The sequence below is a fragment of the Acidiferrimicrobium sp. IK genome (assembly GCF_025499425.1).
Classification (GTDB): Bacteria; Actinomycetota; Acidimicrobiia; order Acidimicrobiales; family Palsa-688; genus Acidiferrimicrobium.
Map to the genome: position 1 here is coordinate 1 of NZ_JAIMCB010000009.1, position 18869 is coordinate 18869.

The following is an 18869-nucleotide window of genomic DNA, read 5'->3' on the forward strand; positions in this document are numbered from 1 at the left end:
CGTCTACCGCCCGGCGGCGGAACTCATCGGAATACTTCTTCGGTCGACCCATCGGGAGCAGTCTCCTTCCCCCATGGCCGAAACCACGGGATAGGCACTGCACCAAACCCGGGGGGACTCAGGCGACGACCCCGGCCGCCATCACTCCGGCGGCGACGCCCACCGCTACCAGCCACGGCCCCACCCACCCCACGCCCAGCCCGATCAAGCCCACCAGGCGCACGTCCCCAAAACCCAACGATTCCGGCCGAGTCAACGCCACCCCCGCGAACAGCCCCTCCGCCACGGCGGCCGCCAACAACGCTCCGCCCAACCGCCCCCACGAACCGTGCATCCCAGCCGCCAGCACCAACCAGCCCACCGTGACCGCCAACGTCGCATACACCAGCCGCTTCGGCAGGATCATCCGCTCCAGATCGCTCACCGCCAGCATCGCCAACCCAGCCCCCCAGACCATCAGTCCCGGGGTCGACCAGGTCACACCGAAGCGCAGCCCAACCGCCGCTGCCATCGCCGTCACAATCGCCCATCGCCACGGTGGACCGTAACGGAGGGGGTAACCGGCCGGCGTGAACGAAGCCGCCACTCGTGCCCCTCTCGCAGCGCTAGCCGCCTTCCTGGCGCCCGCCCCGACCAACTGCTTCGACGTACGGTCTCCTTGTCCGATGCCGCCGCTCGCCGCCTGTGCTCGCGGACGCTGCCCTTCCCCCGGTTGCTCCGACCCCGGGCCCACCTGTGCACCGTCCATCCCAGCACCAGGCGCCGCATCTGACTTCCGAGGCAGTTGACACCATCGGCATCTCGCTCGGGGACCCCCCGCCCCCACCACCGGTCGCGCCTCGGCTGATCCAGCCGAAAGCCACGTTGGCGTTGGCGGTAAGCGTGCCACGACGTCCCTTTCAGGTCACCTCCGCAACACTCTGGCGCACCGACGGACGGTTGTCAGCGACCTTTGTCCGACCGCGATCGGATCGTTGTCGGACCAAAGTCCAACTCTCGTCACCCGCTCCGCGGGCTACCTGTGGTCGTCGGAGATCCGGCGCAGCCCAGCACGGTCAACGATCATCACGCCGGCGGCGCCCGTGGACACCATGCCGGCATCTCGGAGCTGACTGACCGTCCGCCCGATCACCTCGCGTACGCTGCCTACCGCCAAAGCCAGGTCAGCTTGACGGACCGGGCGGCCCGGGCCGCCGTCCTGGTCGGCTGCCGTGAGCGCCAAAAGATGGAACGCCAGCCGCTTACGCATCGAGCCGAAAGCCACCCGCGTCGCCTCCGCCAACACGTCATCCAACCGCCTGGTCACCTCCCGCGTCGCAGACCAACCCAAAAGCGGGTAGCGCTCTCCGAGCTCCGTCACCTGCTCGCGGTCCAGTTGGAGCAGCCGCGAGTCACGGACCGCCTGGAACGCAGCCGGGAAGCTCCTTCCCATCAGATGGGTCAACCCCACAGCGCTGGCGGCCCCAAGGTACGACACCGTGAGCTGGCGGCCCGTACTGTCCGCGACGAAGCCGCGAAGTAGGCCACGATCAAGAACCGCAAGCTCGGGGTCATACAAGAACCTCCCAGCCTCCACATTGATGATGACACTACGAGCGGTCACATCACCAAGAACCTCATTCGGTAATACGTTCAGGAAGCTTCGGGCGATCCCATCCGGCTGAAGAGAGGCCGTCATAGCTAGCGACTTACCAGGGGATCCCTCACGCCAGCCTTGGCTGTGAACATGAGTGAGCATTTCATTCGTGCACAAGGCACATTCACTCGAACCGACCGGCCGCGGCCCTAACTGTAGTCACCAATTGTGGCTTCCCGTTTCGGGTCCCTGCAACGATCTTGCTTCCTCATCTGTAAAAGAAGGCCGGCGGCGGGATATCCGACCTCTGCGGCGAGGTTGGTACCTCAACCGGAGCAGGATAGGTCAACCCACCCGACCAAAACCGGTGGGCGTGCCGTCGTAGGTGAGAGGCTGCGTCTGGACGTTCGTGCCGGTGGTGTTGGCCGACACCACCTGGCCCCCACCGATGTACATGGCGTCGTGAGACGGTGCAGATCCACCGTAGAACACGATGTCGCCGGGCTGGAGCTGGCCTTCGGAGACGGGGGTCGTGGCCTGCATTTGCGACACGGTGTAGTGGGGCAACGAGACACCCGCGGCAGCCCAGGCGTAGAGGACGAGGCCCGAGCAGTCGAAGCTGCTCGGCCCAGCGCCGCCCCATTGGTAGGGCTTGCCGACCTGGGCCAGGGCGACCCGGACAGCGGTGGCCGCGCCGCCGATGTCGGGGGCGGGGGGTGCGGGGGGCGCTGGGGGGGTGGCGGCGGCAGCTGGCGTGGCAACGGCAGAGACCGGCGCCGTCGACCCGTCGACCTGGAGGACTTGGCCGACCAGGATGGTGTTGGGGTCGGCCAGGTGGTTGGCGCCGGCGAGCGCCGACCATGAGGTCCCGTAGCGGACCGCAATCGAACCCAACGTGTCACCGGCGCGGACGGTGTAGCTGGGCCCGGCCCCTGGCGCCGCGGCCACCGTAACCGTCACGCCGTCCCCTGCCGTGGCGCCGTCTCCGATGTTGAGAACCTGGCCGACCAGGACGGTGTTGGGGTCGACCAAGCGGTTGGCGGCGGCGAGCGCCGACCATGAGGTCCCGTAGCGAGCGGCGATCGAACCCAGCGTGTCACCGGCGCGGACGGTGTAGCTGGACCCGCCCTCGGCTGATCCCCCTGACGAAGGACCGCCGTTGAGCGAGAGAGACTCGCCGCCGAAGATGAGGTTGGGGTTAGCCACGTGGTTGGTCGCAGCGAGCGCCGAGACGGTGGTGCCGTGGCTGGCCGCGATCGCAGCCAGGGTGTCGCCGGCATGGACCGTGTACGCCGGGGCGGCCATGGCCACTGCGCCTGCGCTTCCCACGGCGGTCACTCCAGCCATGGTGGCGGCAGACACCGTGAGCACCCGAAGGGAGCGAGAACGTCCGTACTGCTGTAGGCGCACCACCCGCTCCACGAACCCGTCGCCGTCGTCGCCGCCGGCCAAGCGCATACACCACACGACAGGGGTGAGTACCCAGCCGAGGGCGTACGCGGCGGCGAAGCGGACCAGGTCGCCAGCGCCGAGGTCGACCGAAGCGATCTGCTCGACCGCCTCGCCGCCCGACTCGACGATGCCCAGCTCCCGTTCGAAGGCATCCCAATCGAGGCACACGCCCGGTTGGGCGCCAAAGGCGACGGTCAGCTCCCGCTGGGCCGAGAGACGGCGGACCCGCCACACCAACGTGGCGTACCCACCGGCCAGGACCGCGGCGGCCACGGCCGCCGAGCGCAGAACCCCCAACCCAGGAATGGCACTGAGCAGGCCGAGCGCCCCTACCGCTACACCCATGCCCACGAGGACCCGGCGGCGCCGGACTCGGACCTGGCTCGCCGGCCGCCACGGGAGCGTCGACTTCCCCGAGGCCGCCTTTTCGGCCGGTACGTGCGGCGCCGTCAGCACGACACCAAACACTGCGTGACGGTCGGTCGGAACTGGTTCACGAAACACTCCCCTCCTCACCACACGCGGCAGAGCCGCCTGCGTTCACCTCGGTAGTTGCGTACGTGGTCTGCGGATCTTGGTCGGGCATCACCACCTGCCTCCCGTGAGCACCCTCTTGGTCTTGTTGTGCCGCCGTCGCAGTCACCCTCCGACCGTCCGTCTCGTCGACGGCGCCCCCCGTTCGCTTCACTGTCCTGGATCGCAGTAGTCGACTTCAGTGGTGGAATGAAAATTGGCTACTAAAACGTTCCGTTTGAATCTGCCGCCTTCGCTGATCTCTTCTGCTGATACGTCGAACGTGAACTGTTCCATGGCTCGGAGGTGGACGCCGCCTAGAATGGTGGGTCGTTTGACGACGTAGATGGGCGACCACGGGCAGCAGTAGTAGTGGCCGATGCGTTGACCGCGGCTGTCAACCGCATAGCCGATATCACCCTTCGCGAGAGCAGTCTCGATCTCGCGAAGGGTACGAAGAGTCGCGTCGGGGTTCGAATCGTTGGCCCAGAGCGCTTCGATCGATCGCCGCGCTTGAGGATCGCGTTGCCATTGATCGCGGCTTTCTGGGTCGGTCAAACACCATGGGTCAAAGTCCGACGGAGCACCGGTGCTGGACGAGTGGTCGGAGGGCGCCAAACGGGGCTGAAGGGTGGCTGCGGGCATCGCCAGTAGCTGTCCGAGCTCGAAGTAGCCCTCGAGCGCCGTTTTGAGGTGACGCTCGATGTCGGTGTGCACACCCGGCGGCAGTCGGTCGGCCCACAGGCGACTGGCGTAGTCGGCGTCGGCGTCGGCACGGGCCCGAAGTTCTTTGATCTTGTCGTGAGCTTGCTGTTGGGGAAGGTCGTCTCCGAGCGAGAAACCGGACAGGGTGGCCTCTGCTTGGGTCCGCAGCCGGGTAGTTGCCGCTCGCATCGCGGCAAGATGCGCTGGGGGACAGGGTTCGACCGCTACGAAAGGCGGAAGAGCGGTCGGAACGGCCACGTCCAGCTTGAACGACTCGCTGGCTTGGGCCTCGCGGGCGATCGCCAGCCAGGTGGGTACCGGGCCGTAGAACGCCAGGGCTTGGCGGGCGGTGACGGGCGGCAGGTAGCCGGGCGTAGCGGGGTCCGCCGCGTAGTCGGCGTCGATCATCTCGTCGCCGAGGACCTGCAAGGCGAAGGCGCTCCATGCGGCGAGCAATGTGATCTGCGTCGAGGCAGGAGCGGTCCAAGCGGTGACGCCCTGAACACCCCAATCGGCCCTGACCTGATCGAACTCGCCAATCAGGTCGTAGACCTCCGCTCCCGCCCGGCGGTACGCTTCGACTGCCGCTGCTGGTATCTCGCCGTGCAAACGGGCCACCATGCGGGTGCCGAATCCGGGTTTCGCCGTCATTAGATGATCACGGTGCAACGGGCTGTCATCTGGTCGCGGCTACCATTTCGGTCCGCCGTGTGGAGACGTGGCGGTCCCCCCGGGGCGGGGAGCGTCATGTGCTCGGCGCCGCCTGCGGGGCGGCCCCGCTACGTTCGGTGAGTGCTGCTGGGGTCAACGTTCCAGCGTCGAGGCTGGCCAGGATCTGGTCCGCTTCGCTGTTCAGTTCGGCGTGGTGGGCGTGCATTTCGAGCACCTCGGGGCTGGCGCTCGACAGTTCGGTGGATGCCTGGGCTTCGGCGAACTGTCCTGCAACCTTCTGTTTGATCTCGTCGAACGACGGCACGTCCCCGCTGCGGGTCAGGTCCGAGACCTGCTTGAGGCTCGCCGCCATCTCTTTCTGCATCCTCGCCTGATCGACCTGGGCCAGAATGGTGCCCTTCTCGTTCAGCTTTTGTTGCATCTGGTCGGCCGACTCCTGGACCGCTTCCCGGGCGCTGTTCGCCGCTTCCTCGAGCTGGGGGATCTGAGCGACGAGACCCTGAGTCTGGTCACGCAAGCTGGCGATCTTCGATGCGAAGGTTCGGGCCACGTCGACGTTGCCCTGTTGCTTGGCGGCCAGCGCCGACTTGGTGTACTTGGCTTCCTGTTCCGAGAGGTCGGCCAGGCGCATCTTGGCCACCTTCTCCTGGGCGATCACGTGGCTGGCAGCCGCTTCCAGCTCCCGATGGTGTTCTTGCAGGCCAGCGATCGCCTGTTCGACCTGGACTTTCGGGTCAGCGTGCGCGTCGAACTCGGACTGCGCTTTCGCCTGGGCGTAACTGTTGGCCCGCCCGAACACCTTGCTCCACGACATCGCTGTCACTCCTCTCCACACGAGGCAACGGCGGCGTTCGAACGGCAGACGTCACCGGTGGGGCAGGGCACCGTGTTGTTCATCCGACCGAAGCTACTTCACGCAGTCGTAGATCGCCAGAGTGGCCGCTCACCGGTACCTCGTCGCCGCCACGAAGCCCGCCAGCACGAAGGCTCCGCCCAGCACCAGATAGACTGTTCGGGCGCCGCTGGCAGGGAGCCCGAAATAACTCGTCATGCAAATGACGACTCCGCCGACGAGCAGGACGATGATGAGGACCGGCAACCACCACGGGCTGCCGGGTAGCTCTGGGGTGACGGGCGGGCTATAGCGCCCGGTGTTGGACCTCCCCGCCGGAGTCGGCCCGCCGGGCGACCGTGCGTTGGTGGCGGCCCTCTTGGGGGTCGACGGCCTCGGTGTCTTGGTCTTCCTGGTCAATTGGTCATCAGGCTTCGCGTCCCGGAGTGGTGGTGAGGAGGAGGAGTCAGGGTCGGCTTGCCAGCACAAACTGCGCATACAGAGGTTGGATTCGTACGACGGCGCCGGAGTGGGGTGCCTCGATGACCTGGCCGTTGCCGATGTACATGGCCTCGTGTTCGCCCGGATCGGCGAAGAACACGAGGTCACCAGGTTGCAGGTCGCGCACAGGGATGTGGACAGTGGTGGAGTACTGCGCCCCGCTGTAGTGCGGCAGTGAAACCCCGGCATAGGCCCAGGCCCACATGGTCAACCCGGAGCAGTCGAAGGTGCTGGGACCTGCTGCTCCCCACACGTACGGGTCGCCGAGACGGGTCATGGCGGCTGCCACGGCGGTCGCACCGCCGCTGCCGGCGGGAGCGGGCTGGGTCGGTGGGCCGGTGTCGGTTGTGCTGGCCGGACCCGGAGGGGCAGGCGCCGGCGTCACAGCAGCGACCGGCGAGGCGGCGGCCGGCGCCTGCTGCGGTTGCTCGGCAGCGGTCTGAGCCTGCTGGAGTTGTGCTTGCTCGGCGGCTCGTTGCTGCGCCAAGGCCAGTTGAGCCTGGCGTTCCCGTTGGGCTTCCTGCGCGGCTTGGGCTTGGGCGACGAGTGTCGTCAGTTGCCCTTTGACTTGGGCGTAGGTGCCTTGAAGCTGGGACTGGGCTTGTTGCACCGACGTCTCGGCAGACTTCACCGCGCCTACCTGTGCAGCTGCATGTTGTTGCGCGCCCGAGAGCTGTCTCTCGGCGGTCGTGGCCTGGAGCTCGGCGACTCGGTATTGGTCGAGGGCGTCTTGCTGGTTGGATGCCAGCACGGTGGCGTACTCGCTGCGGAGGAGCTCGTTTTGGGCGCTCGGCAGGCCGGCAGCCGCTTGGGCGGCCAGCGTGGCGGTTCCCCCACCGACGTACGCATCGAGGGCGACCTTACGAACTGCCAGGCGCGCCTTGGCCGCGTTGGCGGTCGCCGCTTGTACCAGGTGCTGGGCGACCGCGACCTGTTGTCCCGTCTGCTGCTCGGTGAGCACGGCCTTGTCGTACTGCTCTGACAGCGCAGATTCTTGCAAACCGAGGGAATCGATCTGCGTGGCCAGCTGCGCCGCCTGGGCTCGCTTGTCGCTGATCTCGTCTGCTCGGGCGGGGACCGATGAGGCGAGGAGGCCGAACAGCGCTACGCTTGCGCCGATGGCCACCCGGCGGGGAAGACGCCGTCGAGCAATCATGTAGCGACGAACTCTAGGGGAGCGCCCACCTCTGGTCAACTACTGCTTGTCGCAGATACCGGAGGTGTCGAAGCCTGGTTCTGTAGAACCGGGACTCTGTTGCGTTAGCCGACTCATGCCGCGATCTGGTCTCGTGAAAGGCCTGGCGGTGGTCGAACCGCCTCACGTGAGGGTTGGTCGGTCGAGCGGCGACCTGTGAGGTCCAGATGGTCGAGGCGGAGCGGCGCGGGGGTTCGGCCCCTTGGCCGCTCCCCTTGCAGTTCATCAACCTCCCGGCGCTGGCCGGGCGGAGCATGAACTGGGTTGGGACTGATTTGGGTCGGGGTGGTCGCCGAGTTCCGTGTCGACGAAACGGGGACGGCTGCTCGGTGCTTCGACGCTGGTGGGGGTGCCGAGCGGGTCAGGGGTGTCGCCCGGGCGGTCGAGGAGCCGGCGGCGACGCTCGGCGCCCCCGGGCAGGGTTAGGTGCGGTAGCTGAACGTGGTCATCATGCCGGTGCCTTGGTGGTAGACGTTGTGGCAGTGCAGCATCCACTGGCCGGGGTTGTCGGTGTCGATGTCAATGGCGACCTGACGCCCGGGGAGGATGTTGACAGTGTCCTTGCGGGTGCCTCCGTAGCCGGGCAGGGCGAAGGTGTGCCCGTGGAGGTGGATGGGGTGCCACATCATGGTGCGGTTGGCGAGGGTGATCCGTACCCGTTGTCCTTGCCGGGGATCGAGACGGTCGGCGTCTCCGCCGAGCGACCAGCGGTAGCCGGACATCGACCCGTCGAGGGTCACCGTATAGGCGCGATCCGGTTGGCGGGGGGCGAGCCGGGCCGGTTCGGTCGGCTGGAGGGCGCTGTAGGCGAGCAGCTGACCGCCGAGACCGCCCGGCGGCACATCGCGAGGTGACGTGGCGCTGGTGTCGTTGGTGCGCAGCACCGCCGAGGCGTGCCCGGTCTTGCCTTCGGCTTGGGCGTAGAGCGGCCAGGCACCGCTGCGCGCGACCAGTTCCACGTCGTAGCGTTCGCCCATCCCGATAATGAAGCTATCGACGGTGACGGGCTGCACGGGCCAGCCGTCGGTGTGAGTGACGGTGAGCCGATGGCCCTCAACCGCAACGCGAAAGGCGGTGTCGGAGCCGGCGTTGATCACCCGCAGGCGTACCTTGGCGCCGACCGCAGCGTTGATAGTAGGCCGATCGGCCGGCGGGCGGCCGTTGAGCAAGTACATCGGATAGGCGATGTCGCCGGCGTCGCCGCCCAACGCCCCGGAGGTCATCGACGACATGGCCGTCCCTGCTGCGTTGGTGGGCGCCGAGCTGTCGCTCATGCCGCCCATTGCGTTCATACCGCTCGATTGGCTGTCGGAGCCGCGATTCATCATCCCACCGCTTGCCTTGAGGGCGGCGAGCGCCTTATCCGGGGTTTGTCCGTTGATGCCGTCGAGCCAGTCGTCCAAGACGATGACCTGGTCGACGTCGCCGCCTGCCTCGTTGGGGTCTTCTATGACAAGCGGCGCGTACAGGCCCCGGTCGAGTTGGAGGCCGACGTGGGGGTGGAAAAAGTAGGTGCCGGGGTTGGGCGTGTCGAAGCGGTAGAGGTACTCGGCGCCTGGCTTCACGGCTTTCTGGGTGAGGCCGGGCACGCCGTCCGCGTTGTTGCGGATGGCGATCCCGTGCCAGTGGACCGTCGTCGGTTCGGGCAGCGCGTTGCGCAAGGTGACCGCGAGCTCCGTGCCCTTGGTGACCCGGATCTCGGGGGTGGCCAGCTCGGTGGCGTACGCCCAGGTGGGCACCTGCCGTCCGGCGAGGTCGACGGTGAGCGGCGCCGCGGTGAGTGCCAGAGCCTTGGTGAGGCCGTTGCGGTAGCGGCGGGCGTCGACCGCTGCCACCACCGAAGCTTGCGGCCCTATTGCGCCCGGTGCCGTCGGGCTGGCGCCGCAGGCGCCCAACGCAACGGCGGCGCCTGCCCCTCCGGTGAGGGACAGGAACTGGCGGCGGGTCAACGAATTCACGGGCGCGGGGAACCTTTCTCATGTCCAGCCCCGAACCCGGGACCGATCCTGGCGGGGGGATCGACAGGTGCAAGTACGACCTGCTGTCAGAGAACAGTAGGTCAGGCCAGGACCACAGTGAAACCGGCCGGGTGCGCTGCCGCCGGCATTTGGACGTCCCAACCCCAGCCCTCCCAGTGCACACGGCCCCGAAGCTGTCGCATGCCGAATCGACTACCGGGTCCAGCCGAGCTACCTTCTACTACGTCATGTCGTTCGACGAGGCGCGATAGAGGACCCGTGAGCTTTCGTGAGCACCGGGCACGGTGGCTTTCGTCGGGTGTAGGTCTTATCGCTATCGCCCTGATCGCGGTGTTCGCCGTCCAGCCGCCCGCTGCCAACCAGCAGGTGCAAAGCGCGCTGATCGGCCATCGCGCCCCGCCGGTGTCCGGCCCGTCAGTCACCCCCTCCCCCTTCACCACCCTTGGCGGCCTCACCGGGCGGTGGGTGATCGTCAATTTCTTCGCCACCTGGTGCACCCCCTGCCAAGTGGAGCAACCGCAGCTCGCCAGCTTCGTCGCCACCCACCGCAGTAGCGGTGACGTCCAGCTGGTCATGGTCATCTACAACGACAACACCCCCAGCGTCCAGGGGTTCCTGCGCGCCAAGGGCGGTGTTTGGCCGGCGGTCCAAGACCCCGGCGGCCAGGTCGCCCTCAACTACGGGGTCTCCGGTATCCCCGAGACCTTCCTGATCGACCCCAACGGGGTCATTGTGGGCAAGGTCACCGGCGGGTCCACCGCAACAGGTCTCGACGCCCTGCTCGCCAAGGCGAAGGCCCGCGGTCTGTGACGCCGCGACGGCTGGGCAAGGTCCTCCCCTGGGCGGCCCTCGGTGTGGTGGTGGCGTTCGCCTTGGTCGTCGGCTCCCACCGCCCCGCCGGGCCGACACCGCTCGCTGCCCGAGTGCGATCAATCGCCGCAGGGATCCGATGCCCCACGTGCCAGGGCGAGACCGCGGCTGAATCACAGGTATACGCCGCCAGGGCCATCCGCGCTGACATCGCCCAACGCCTAAAGGCCCGGCAAAGCCCCGGCGAGATCCGTGCCTACCTCGTCAGCCGGTACGGAACTGGGATCTTGGAGTCGCCGCCCGTTCACGGCCTGACCGCCTTGGTGTGGTACCTGCCGGTGGTGGTGATCCCAGCCGCGGCGGTCGTGCTCGTCGTCGGGCTCCGCCGATCCCGTCACAAACGGTCTGCGGATTCGGTGCTGAGCGAGGAGGACCGGGCGTTGGTAGCGGCCGCTCTCGCGACACAACCGTCGCCTCCAGCCGCCCTGCGCGCCGAGATAGCAAGATCGCAGGCTGCCGAGCGGCGCGAGGCCCCACCAACCCAAGTGCCCGCCGTTGAGAGCTCAAGCGGCGACCGTGATCGCCGAGCAGATACCCCAGCGGCGCCGAACGCGTCCCGGGTGCAGGGAGATGACCGGTCATCCGAAGTCGGCTAACCAATCGGCGACGGCGGGATCTCGACGCAAGTGACTCACAGAGTCCAGTCCCGGGGAAGCGGGTGTGCTCGTCGATTACGTCAAAATGGCGGGTGAACGCTACGAACAGCCGCCTACTCGTGGTAGTGCTCCCGGTAGCTGTGGCATTCGCCGGGAATTTGCAAAATGTTCGTTGACATGGTGGACTCGTAATTGCCGGCGAGGCGTCGGCGTCGGGTCGTCGAACTCGCGGGCGGGTACGTCGATCGTCAAACGGCAGCGCTGGCGAACCAGGTGACGGTGCGTTTGCGTGGAGATGGAAACTGACGAACCCGTGATCGAGATGGACGTCAGTTACCGGACCCATTTCCTCGAGAACGGCGAAGTTCCGGTAGATGGTGGATTCAGCCGCGTCGGGTTACGCTGGTGGACTTCGCTGCACAGTTGTCGGCGCTGAGGTGACGATGAACTCCGCTGGCAAGGGGCACCTCGCTGGTGACGCGCCGCGCGGCCGTTGCTCGGCTCCGTTGGCCTGCAGTTCCGCGATGACGGCGTCCGCAGCGACAGCAAGCGGCGGCTCATTCGGCCTGATAGGACACACGGGTGTTCATGATGTCACGGCTTACCGACGGCGATGTCGTTGCCGGCGAAGGCGACCGGGGCGAGGCGCCGGCGTTTGGTCCACCAGACAAACGCCAAGCCGAGGCCGAGCAGAGCGGCGAAGGTCTCGTCGACCCCACCGCCGATGGCCTTGGGCCCGTAGACGAAGAACAGTACGAGCAGCGCTCCCATGATCACGCTGGAGAACAGCGAGCCGACAAGAAGGAGGCGATGACCGTGAGGTTGAAGCCGAACGTCGGGGAGAAGCTTGTGACCGACGGTCAGGAACACCACCGCGGTGACGGAATCCAAGAAGAACTCGGCGAGCAGGAAGAACCCTGCTGCCGAGAGCACCAGAGTGAAGAACGAACTGAGGGAGGACACGAACAGCTGGAGGGCTACAACCACGGCGGCAAGGCCGAGCACGGAGCCGATGGCGACGTGGGGGACGTCGTGGCCGTTCAGTTTGGCGAAGCTGCTCGGGATGAGCCGCTCTCGTCCCATGGCGTAGAGGGCTCGGGTCAGGATGAAGCTGGTGAGCCACAGGCCGCCTGCGGTTGACAACAGGATGGGGATCAGCATGATCCACGGCGCCCCTGGGACCAGACGATGAGACCAGATGGCCAGGGGGTCGGTGGAGTTGGCCAGCAGACGCAGGGGGGTTTCGCCGAGCATGAGCGGGTAGAGGACGGCGTAGAAGATGAGGGCGCCGAAGGCGCCGACGATGCCGCCGATACCGGGGTCGTTGCGCGGTCGCTGTGACTCTTCGGCGGCGTAGCTGTCGATCTCCCAACCATCGAGGATCGTGGCGGCCACGACGGCCACGATGAGGATGCCGCCGATGGGGGGCGCTCCGAAGTGGATTGGCACCGAGAGCCGGTGCCAGCTGAGCGCCCCGAAGATGCCGAACCCGGCGAGCGAGGCCATCTCCACCACAAAGAATGCTTGGGTGATTCGCGCTGTGGGCCGACCGCCGAGCAGCAGCGGCACCGCTGCGAAGCCGATCCAGAACAGCGTCACGCCCATCTGGACCACTGGCGGAGCCTGGTACCCGGGTGCGATCAACGCCAGCGTGTAGGAGCCGGCCGGGATGGCAATCGGTGGGATCGAGAAGAAGTAGGCCAGGATCAAGATCCACGCCTGGTAACGCGATACCCCGCGACCGATGACCCGCGCCGACCAGTGGTAGGAAGCGCCAGCATGGGGGAAGTGCCGGTTGAGCAGGCGGAACACGAAGCTCGAGATGACGAACGGCACAGCCAGGATGGCAATGGCAGGCAGCGTCCACCAACCGGCCTGCGCGGCCATGACCCCGCCGGTGGCGGCCACCGAGAACATCGGGCCTACGCTCGACACCGACAACGGCACCAAGTCCCACAGACGGAACGACTGGGCCAGCCGGCGTTGTCCCACGGCGCCCAAGGGGGCCACGAGGGGCTGCCTGGGGACGTCAGGCGTGTCAGTCACGGATCGTTCTTCCCCCCGGCACACCCGAGAGCCGCCGTCAGCGATTAGAAACCCGTAATGCTAGTAGCTCGCAGGTGGAGGCAAATGTCGCTACGCCTGCACTCAACGACGCCTCGTGGTTTGCACCGCCCCGTCGGTCGTAGATCAGGACAAGCCCGTTCTCCCGAGCTCGCCGCGGCCAGGCCCGTCGTGCCTTCTTGAAGGGGGGGATGCGAAGCGCTGCTGTGAAGCCGTGCCGCCCGTCACGGAAGGAGGCGGCCGGCTCCGAGGGGGAGGGCGATGCCGGCACCGATCCCGAGTGCCACGGAGGCGGCGGCTGCGGTGTAGGCGGCGGCGGCGCTCCAGGTGCCGGCGGTGACGAGAGCTGCGTCCTCGCGGTCGGCGGGGGCGGCGAGGAAGGCGGGGGCGAGCCAGCGAAGGTAGTAGTAGAGGCTGGCCACGGTGTTGGCGACGGCGAGCACGGCGAGCCAGGTGTAGCCGCCGTTGATGGTGGCGGTGAAGATCTCGAGCTTGCCGACGAAGATGGCGGTGGGTGGGGTGCCGACCAGGCCGAGGAGGCAGACGGCGAGGGCGGCGGCCAGGGCGGGGTGGCGCCGGGCCATGCCCCGGTAGTCTTCGATGGTGACGGCGGAGGGCAGTTCGGCGACGACGGCGAAGGCGCCGAGGTTGGTGACGGCGTAGGCGGCCAGGTAGTACCACAGGGCTCGCTGGGCGAGACCCGATCGGCCGGCGACGGTGACGGCCATGAGCAGGTAGCCGACCTGGCTGACGGTGGAGTACGCGAGGAGTCGTTTTACTTTCGTCTGGCCGAAGGCGGCCAGGTTGCCGAGGGTCATGGACGCGGCGGCGACGATGGCGGCTAGGAGCGCCCAGTCGACGCTGTGGGCGGGCAGGGCGTGGGTGTAGAGACGCCAAGCGGCGCCGAGACCGCCGATCTTGGGGATGGTGCTGACGAACGCTGCGGCGGGGGTGGAGGCGCCATCGACGGCGTCGGGCACCCAGAACTGGGCGGGAACACCGCCGATCTTGAACAAGATGCCGGCGGTCACGGCCACCACCCCGAACGCAACCGCGGCGGGCGGAGCACCGGTGAGGGCGTCGCGCAGGCCGGGATAGCTGCTGGTGCCGGCGACGCCGACCAGGACAGTGGTCCCGGTGAGCATGACGATCCCGAGGAGGGCGCCGAGGAGGTAGTACTTGAGGGCGGCTTCGGTGCCGAGGGGGTTGCGGAGGAGACCGACGAGGCCGTAGCTGGGGACGCTGGCGAGGAGGTAGGCGGCGAAGAGGGTGAGCAGGTCGTCGGCGCCGACCAGGGCGATCGCTCCCGCGGAGGCGAGGAGGACGAGGACGTAGAACTCGGTTTCGTGGCGGTGGCCGCCGACGGCGTCGACCGACAGGCAGAGCACGAGCAGGGTGGCGGCCAGGATGATGACCCGGGCGGCGTTGGTGGCGGGATCGACGGCGTAGCTGCCGTCGAAGACCCGTTGCGGGGTGTCGAGCATCGCGGCCGCAGTGGCGGCCAGCCCGGCCACGCAGGCGCCGGCGGCCAGGACCCGGACGACCCATTGGCGTCGGCGGGGCAGCCAGCTTCCGGCCAGGAGCCCGATGACCGCAGCCGCGACGAGGGCGATCTCGGGGATCAGGGCGGCAGGGTTCTCCTTCACGGGGTCCCGCGGGTCGCTGTCTGTCTGGTGCTCATCGAGCGACGAGGCCGACGAGGTGGCGGGCGGCCGGTTCGATGACATCGAGGAGCCATCGGGGGGCGACGCCGATGACCGCGGAGACGGCCAGCAGCGGGACCACGGCAACGGCTTCGCGGACGGTGAGATCAGCGAAGCCGGTTCCGGCGGGGACGGTTTCGGGGAGGCGGAGCGGTCCGACGAGCATTCGTTGCAGGGCCCGGAGGAACAGCCCGGCGGTGATGACGATGCTGAGCACGGCCACTGTGGTGGCCGCGACTTGGGAGGCCAGGCTTCCGGCGAAGATCTGGAACTCAGCGACGAACCCGGAGAACCCTGGGATCCCGATCGACGCGAAGGCGGCCAGCGCGGTGAGCCCGGCGAAGGCGGGGGCGGAGCCGGCGAGGCCGGAGTGGGCGTCGATCTGGTAGCTGCCGGTGCGGTCCCACAGCGTCCCGGAGAGCAGGAACAGGGCGCCGGTGATGAGCCCGTGGGAGACCATTTGGGTGACCGCCCCGGTGACGGCCAGGGAGCGGGCTTGGGCGTCGGTGCCGGCGAGGACCCCGGCGGCGCCGACGCCGAGGATGACGTAGCCCATGTGGTTGACGCTGGTGTAGGCGATCATCCGTTTGAGGTTCGGTTGGGCCAGGGCGACCAGCGCCCCGTAGACGGCGCTGAGCGCGCCGACGATGATGAAGACCAGAGCGTAGCGGCGCCACGCGTCGGGGAGGAGGGGCATGGCGATGCGCACGAACCCGTAGGTGCCCATCTTGAGCAGCACCCCGGCCAGGATGGCCGATCCGGTGGCGGGGGCGTCGGTGTGGGCGGGGGGCAGCCAGGTGTGGAACGGGACGGTCGGGGTTTTGATGGCCAGGCCGACGCCGATGGCGGCCAGGACCGCCCCGGCGTATGCGCCGCGCCCGGCGAGCGGGTTTGCTCGGATGAGGGCCACGATGTCGAAGGTGTGGGGGGTGGCGGCCAGGTACAGGCCGATGAACCCGAGGAGCAGTGCGAGCGACCCGACGAAGGTGTAGAGGAAGAATTTGAGCGCCGCGGCCCGGGCGGCTGGACCGTGTCCCCAGCCGGCGATGACGAAGTACATGCCGACGATGGACAGGTCGAAGAACACGAAGAACACGATGAGGTCGAGGGCGACGAACAGTCCGATGCAGACGGTTTCGAGCCCGAGGAACAGGCACACGTAGGTCCGGGGGCGGCGGGTCTCTCGCAGCGAGTAGACGGCGCAGGCCAGGAACAGCACCGAGGTCAGGGCCACGAGCGGCAGGGACAGCCCGTCGACGCCGACGTGGTAGCCGACACCGGCGGAGGGGATCCATCTCAGGTTCTCGGTGAACCCGAATCCTCCGTGCGGGTTGTAGGCGACCCACACGGCGATGACCAGAGCCAGGTCGACGGCGGAGATCGCCACCCAGGCTCGGAGAAACCACTTACCGGGGAGCCGTGAGGGGAGCACGGCGAGGGCCAACGCCGCTGCTGCGGGCCAGAAGACGATCAGGCTCAGCACGCCGTCAACCGACCAAGACCATGATCGCCACGAGGACGACAAGGACGGCGGCGGCCTGGGCGTAGTACTGGTGGACCAGCCCGGTCTGGGGGCGCCGGGCGATCCGGCCGAGACGGCGGGCTCCGCTCGCCACGCCGGCCACCACGTCGTCGACGCCGACCTCGCCGACCCGGGCGGCCACACCGGCGGACCCGACGGCGGCTGCGGCCAGCCGGCGTACGGCGCCGTCGACGACGTCGTCGTCGAAACGGGCCAGCGCCCCGGCCGCCCGCAGCGTCGGGCGCACCACCACCATGTGGGCGGCGGCTTCCAGCCCGAGCCACCCGCCGAGGGTGGCGGTGACCGCAGCCGGCATACGGGCCCGGCCGGTCAGGCGCCACGTGGCGGCCGCCGCGGCGAACGCCAGCCCGGCGGACAGGCCGAGCGACCACCCGGGCGGCCCGGGCTCCCCCCGTGTGGCCACGGTCCGCTCGAACGCCGCGGTCACGGCGGGCAGCGCGTACACCCCCAAGCCCACTGCGGCGGCAGCAAGGGGCACCAGGGGGGCGGCCATCAGCGGGCCGACCCGGCGTGTGCCGGGCCTCTCGGTGTCGTAGGCGGCATTGCCCTCGACGGGGGCGGGAAGCCAGATCAGGCGGGCGGCGCGGATGCTGTAGACAGCCGAGATCACCGCGGCGGCCAGCCCGGCCGCGTACAGGCCCGGGTCGCGGGCCAGCGCCGCAGCCAGGACGGTGTCCTTGGTGGCCCACAGCGACAGCGGCGGGATCCCGGCCAACGCCAAAACGCCGGCGGTGAAGGTGACGCCGACGAGGCGGTACCGGCGGCCGGCGCCGGCCAGGGCTGCCAGCTGTTTAGTGCCGAGCGCGCTCAGCCACGCCCCGGCGGCCAGGAACAGCAGGCTTTTCACCGCGGCGTGCGCGACCAGCTGGGCGGTGCCCGCCGCCACCCCACCCGCACCGGCGGCCAGGACCATGAAGCCGATCTGCGCGCACGTCGACGCCGCCAGCAGCTGTTTGAGGTCGCGCTGGGCGACGGCGACCAGTCCGAGCGCCACCGCGGTCGCCGCCCCCACCCAGGCGACCACCGGTTGACCCCACCCGGAGGCGGCCAGGAGCGGGTGGAGACGCAACAGCAGGTAGGCGCCGGCGGCGACCATGGTCGCGGAGTGCAGCAGCGCCGAGACCGGGCTCGGCCCCTCCATGGCCCGCGACAGCCAGAAACTGAACGGCAGTTGCGCCGACTTGCCCAGGGCGGCCGCCACCACCCCGGCGGTGACCACATCGAGCCACGGGGACCCCAACCTGGGAAGGGCGTCCAGTTGGAGCGACCCGGCCCCGCCGGCGACGGCGGCGCCGGCCGCCATGTACAAGCCGATGTCACCGGCGCGGGTCGTCACGAACGCAGTGGTACCGGCTTCCACCCGGCGCCGGTCGTGCCACCAGAACCCGATGAGCGCCCAGCTGGTGGCGCCCATGACCTCCCAGCCCATCAACAACACCGCCAAGCCGGTGGCGGTGACCGTGACCACCATGGCCCCGGCGAAGACCAGCATGATCCCGAAGAACCGGCTGCGAGCCTCGCCGGCACCGATGTCGGCGGCGGCGAAGACCAGCACCGCTACGGTGACCGCGGCGACGGTGACGACGAGCACGGCGGAGAGCCCGTCTACCGCGAACCCGGCCCGTATCCCGATGAACAGCGGTGCGCTGGCCGACGGGCGCAGCACTGCGGCACCGACGGCCAACCCGAGCGTGACCGAAGCGGCCGCCACACCCACCGGGGCGGCCACCCGATCCGTCCGCTGTCCACAGACGGCCAATCCCGCCCCGACGGCGAGCGGCACCCCCAGCAACACCCATATCAGCACCCGGCGGCGCTCATTCCTTGAGGTCCGCGGCCATGTCGGTCATGTCCACGTCCCGGGCCCGGAAGATGGCGGTGGTCACCGCGAACCCGACGGCCATCTCCACGGCCATGGCCACCACCGCCACCACGACCACCACCTGGTCACTAGGAGCGCCCGGGCCGATGAAGTACCAGAAGGCGGCGGCGGCGACGGTGATCCCGTTGAGCATCAGCTCCAGGCCCATCATTAACATCACGATCGACTGCTGGGACAGCGCCCCGTAGACCCCTACCGAGAACAGGGCCGCGGCCAGCAACAGGAACACCTCCAGACTCATCGAGCCTTGCCTTTCAGGTCGTCGCCGAGGCGGTCGTAGCGGCCCTGCTGGGAGGCGAGCACGACGGTCACCACCATGGTGGCGAACAGGGTTACCCCGAGCAGCATCATGGTCAACATGTGCGGCCCCATCAGAGACTTGCCGAGATCGAACGTCGGGTCGGCCGGCCGGTGCGGACCACGCGCAGGCCAAGGAACCAAAAAGATCCCGGCAGCCAGGGAGGCGAAAACAGTGCCGGCGGTGAGCAGGGAGCCGCGCTGGTTGTGAACCATGGACATCGGCATGAGCCCGGCCGGGTTCATCATGTACATGACCATGAACACCGCCATGATCACCATCTCCATGATCATCATCACCACGATGACCACGCCCAGATAGTCCAGGCCGAGCAGGATGATCTCCCCGGCGCCGAAGAGGAACGAGGCGAGCAGCGCGAAGGTGGCCCGCGCCATCGAGTCCACCACGAACACCGTTACCGCGCAGGCAACAGCGGCGACGGCCAGCACCCAGAACGCCACGGCGCCCATCAGCGCTCCCCCGCTCAT

Annotated in this window: 16 protein-coding genes; 3 read left to right on the forward strand and 13 right to left on the reverse strand. The window is 68.4% G+C overall.

Translation table 11 applies throughout. From position 1 onward, the window contains the following. Positions 1 to 118: 118 nt before the first annotated feature. From K6U06_RS15180 to K6U06_RS15205, 6 genes are all read right to left on the reverse strand, one after another. Positions 119 to 511 (reverse strand): prepilin peptidase, encoded by a 393-nt coding sequence (locus K6U06_RS15180; protein ID WP_262322798.1) that lies wholly within the window; start codon positions 509 to 511, stop codon positions 119 to 121. 504 nt (positions 512 to 1015) lie between these two features. After that, positions 1016 to 1678, reverse strand: a complete 663-nt coding sequence (locus tag K6U06_RS15185) for a Crp/Fnr family transcriptional regulator (protein ID WP_262322799.1) — start codon at positions 1676 to 1678, stop codon at positions 1016 to 1018. Positions 1679 to 1921: 243 nt separating this feature from the next. Further along, positions 1922 to 3373, reverse strand: coding sequence for a LysM peptidoglycan-binding domain-containing protein (locus K6U06_RS15190; protein WP_262322800.1), 1452 nt, complete (start codon positions 3371 to 3373; stop codon positions 1922 to 1924). A 339-nt stretch (positions 3374 to 3712) separates the two neighbouring features. Then, positions 3713 to 4897, reverse strand: a complete 1185-nt coding sequence (locus tag K6U06_RS15195; protein ID WP_262322801.1) for a hypothetical protein — start codon at positions 4895 to 4897, stop codon at positions 3713 to 3715. 94 nt (positions 4898 to 4991) lie between these two features. After that, positions 4992 to 5717, reverse strand: coding sequence for a PspA/IM30 family protein (locus K6U06_RS15200; protein WP_262322802.1), 726 nt, complete (start codon positions 5715 to 5717; stop codon positions 4992 to 4994). Between the two features lie 499 nt (positions 5718 to 6216). Then, positions 6217 to 7407, reverse strand: coding sequence for a C40 family peptidase (locus K6U06_RS15205; protein WP_262322803.1), 1191 nt, complete (start codon positions 7405 to 7407; stop codon positions 6217 to 6219). Positions 7408 to 7710: 303 nt separating this feature from the next. Here K6U06_RS15205 and K6U06_RS15210 point away from each other — a divergent pair, with 303 nt between their 5' ends. Further along, the gene (locus K6U06_RS15210; protein WP_262322804.1) at positions 7711 to 7872 is read left to right on the forward strand and encodes a hypothetical protein; all 162 of its coding nucleotides are present in this window, start codon (positions 7711 to 7713) and stop codon (positions 7870 to 7872) included. Here the strand turns inward: K6U06_RS15210 and K6U06_RS15215 are convergent. Continuing rightward, the gene (locus tag K6U06_RS15215; protein ID WP_262322805.1) at positions 7869 to 9404 is read right to left on the reverse strand and encodes a multicopper oxidase family protein; all 1536 of its coding nucleotides are present in this window, start codon (positions 9402 to 9404) and stop codon (positions 7869 to 7871) included. The two genes, K6U06_RS15210 and K6U06_RS15215, sit on opposite strands and share 4 nt — an antisense overlap. 279 nt (positions 9405 to 9683) lie before the next feature. Between K6U06_RS15215 and K6U06_RS15220 the strand changes: the two genes are divergently transcribed. Both K6U06_RS15220 and K6U06_RS24740 read left to right on the forward strand, forming a co-directional pair. Then, entirely contained in the window at positions 9684 to 10235 is a 552-nt protein-coding gene (locus K6U06_RS15220) for a TlpA family protein disulfide reductase (RefSeq protein ID WP_262322806.1), read from the forward strand. A 113-nt stretch (positions 10236 to 10348) separates the two neighbouring features. Next, positions 10349 to 10891, forward strand: a complete 543-nt coding sequence (locus tag K6U06_RS24740; RefSeq protein ID WP_410051060.1) for a cytochrome c-type biogenesis protein CcmH — start codon at positions 10349 to 10351, stop codon at positions 10889 to 10891. 594 nt (positions 10892 to 11485) lie between these two features. Here the strand turns inward: K6U06_RS24740 and K6U06_RS15225 are convergent. From K6U06_RS15225 to K6U06_RS15250, 6 genes are all read right to left on the reverse strand, one after another. Beyond that, on the reverse strand, positions 11486 to 12937 hold the full coding sequence (locus tag K6U06_RS15225) for an APC family permease (protein WP_262322807.1): 1452 nt from the start codon (positions 12935 to 12937) through the stop codon (positions 11486 to 11488). A gap of 242 nt (positions 12938 to 13179) precedes the next feature. After that, positions 13180 to 14601, reverse strand: coding sequence for an NADH-quinone oxidoreductase subunit N (locus K6U06_RS15230; RefSeq protein ID WP_262322808.1), 1422 nt, complete (start codon positions 14599 to 14601; stop codon positions 13180 to 13182). Positions 14602 to 14632: 31 nt separating this feature from the next. Then, the gene (locus tag K6U06_RS15235) at positions 14633 to 16141 is read right to left on the reverse strand and encodes a NuoM family protein (protein WP_262322809.1); all 1509 of its coding nucleotides are present in this window, start codon (positions 16139 to 16141) and stop codon (positions 14633 to 14635) included. Positions 16142 to 16145: 4 nt separating this feature from the next. Then, positions 16146 to 18005, reverse strand: a complete 1860-nt coding sequence (locus tag K6U06_RS15240) for a proton-conducting transporter membrane subunit (RefSeq protein WP_410051061.1) — start codon at positions 18003 to 18005, stop codon at positions 16146 to 16148. A gap of 13 nt (positions 18006 to 18018) precedes the next feature. Continuing rightward, positions 18019 to 18324 (reverse strand): NADH-quinone oxidoreductase subunit NuoK, encoded by a 306-nt coding sequence (locus K6U06_RS15245; protein WP_262322811.1) that lies wholly within the window; start codon positions 18322 to 18324, stop codon positions 18019 to 18021. Further along, positions 18321 to 18869, reverse strand: coding sequence for an NADH-quinone oxidoreductase subunit J (locus K6U06_RS15250; protein ID WP_262322812.1), 549 nt, complete (start codon positions 18867 to 18869; stop codon positions 18321 to 18323). The genes K6U06_RS15245 and K6U06_RS15250 overlap by 4 nt, the downstream gene beginning before the upstream one ends.

What these genes read in the sequence shown, in the direction of transcription:
- K6U06_RS15180 (WP_262322798.1), bottom strand. Translation starts at nt 511, where the DNA reads ATGGCAGCGGCGGTTGGGCTGCGCTTCGGTGTGACCTGGTCGACCCCG.
- K6U06_RS15185 (WP_262322799.1), bottom strand. Translation starts at nt 1,678, where the DNA reads ATGACGGCCTCTCTTCAGCCGGATGGGATCGCCCGAAGCTTCCTGAAC.
- K6U06_RS15190 (WP_262322800.1), bottom strand. Translation starts at nt 3,373, where the DNA reads ATGGGTGTAGCGGTAGGGGCGCTCGGCCTGCTCAGTGCCATTCCTGGG.
- K6U06_RS15195 (WP_262322801.1), bottom strand. Translation starts at nt 4,897, where the DNA reads ATGACGGCGAAACCCGGATTCGGCACCCGCATGGTGGCCCGTTTGCAC.
- K6U06_RS15205 (WP_262322803.1), bottom strand. Translation starts at nt 7,407, where the DNA reads ATGATTGCTCGACGGCGTCTTCCCCGCCGGGTGGCCATCGGCGCAAGC.
- K6U06_RS15245 (WP_262322811.1), bottom strand. Translation starts at nt 18,324, where the DNA reads ATGAGTCTGGAGGTGTTCCTGTTGCTGGCCGCGGCCCTGTTCTCGGTA.
- K6U06_RS15250 (WP_262322812.1), bottom strand. Translation starts at nt 18,869, where the DNA reads ATGAGCGGGGGAGCGCTGATGGGCGCCGTGGCGTTCTGGGTGCTGGCC.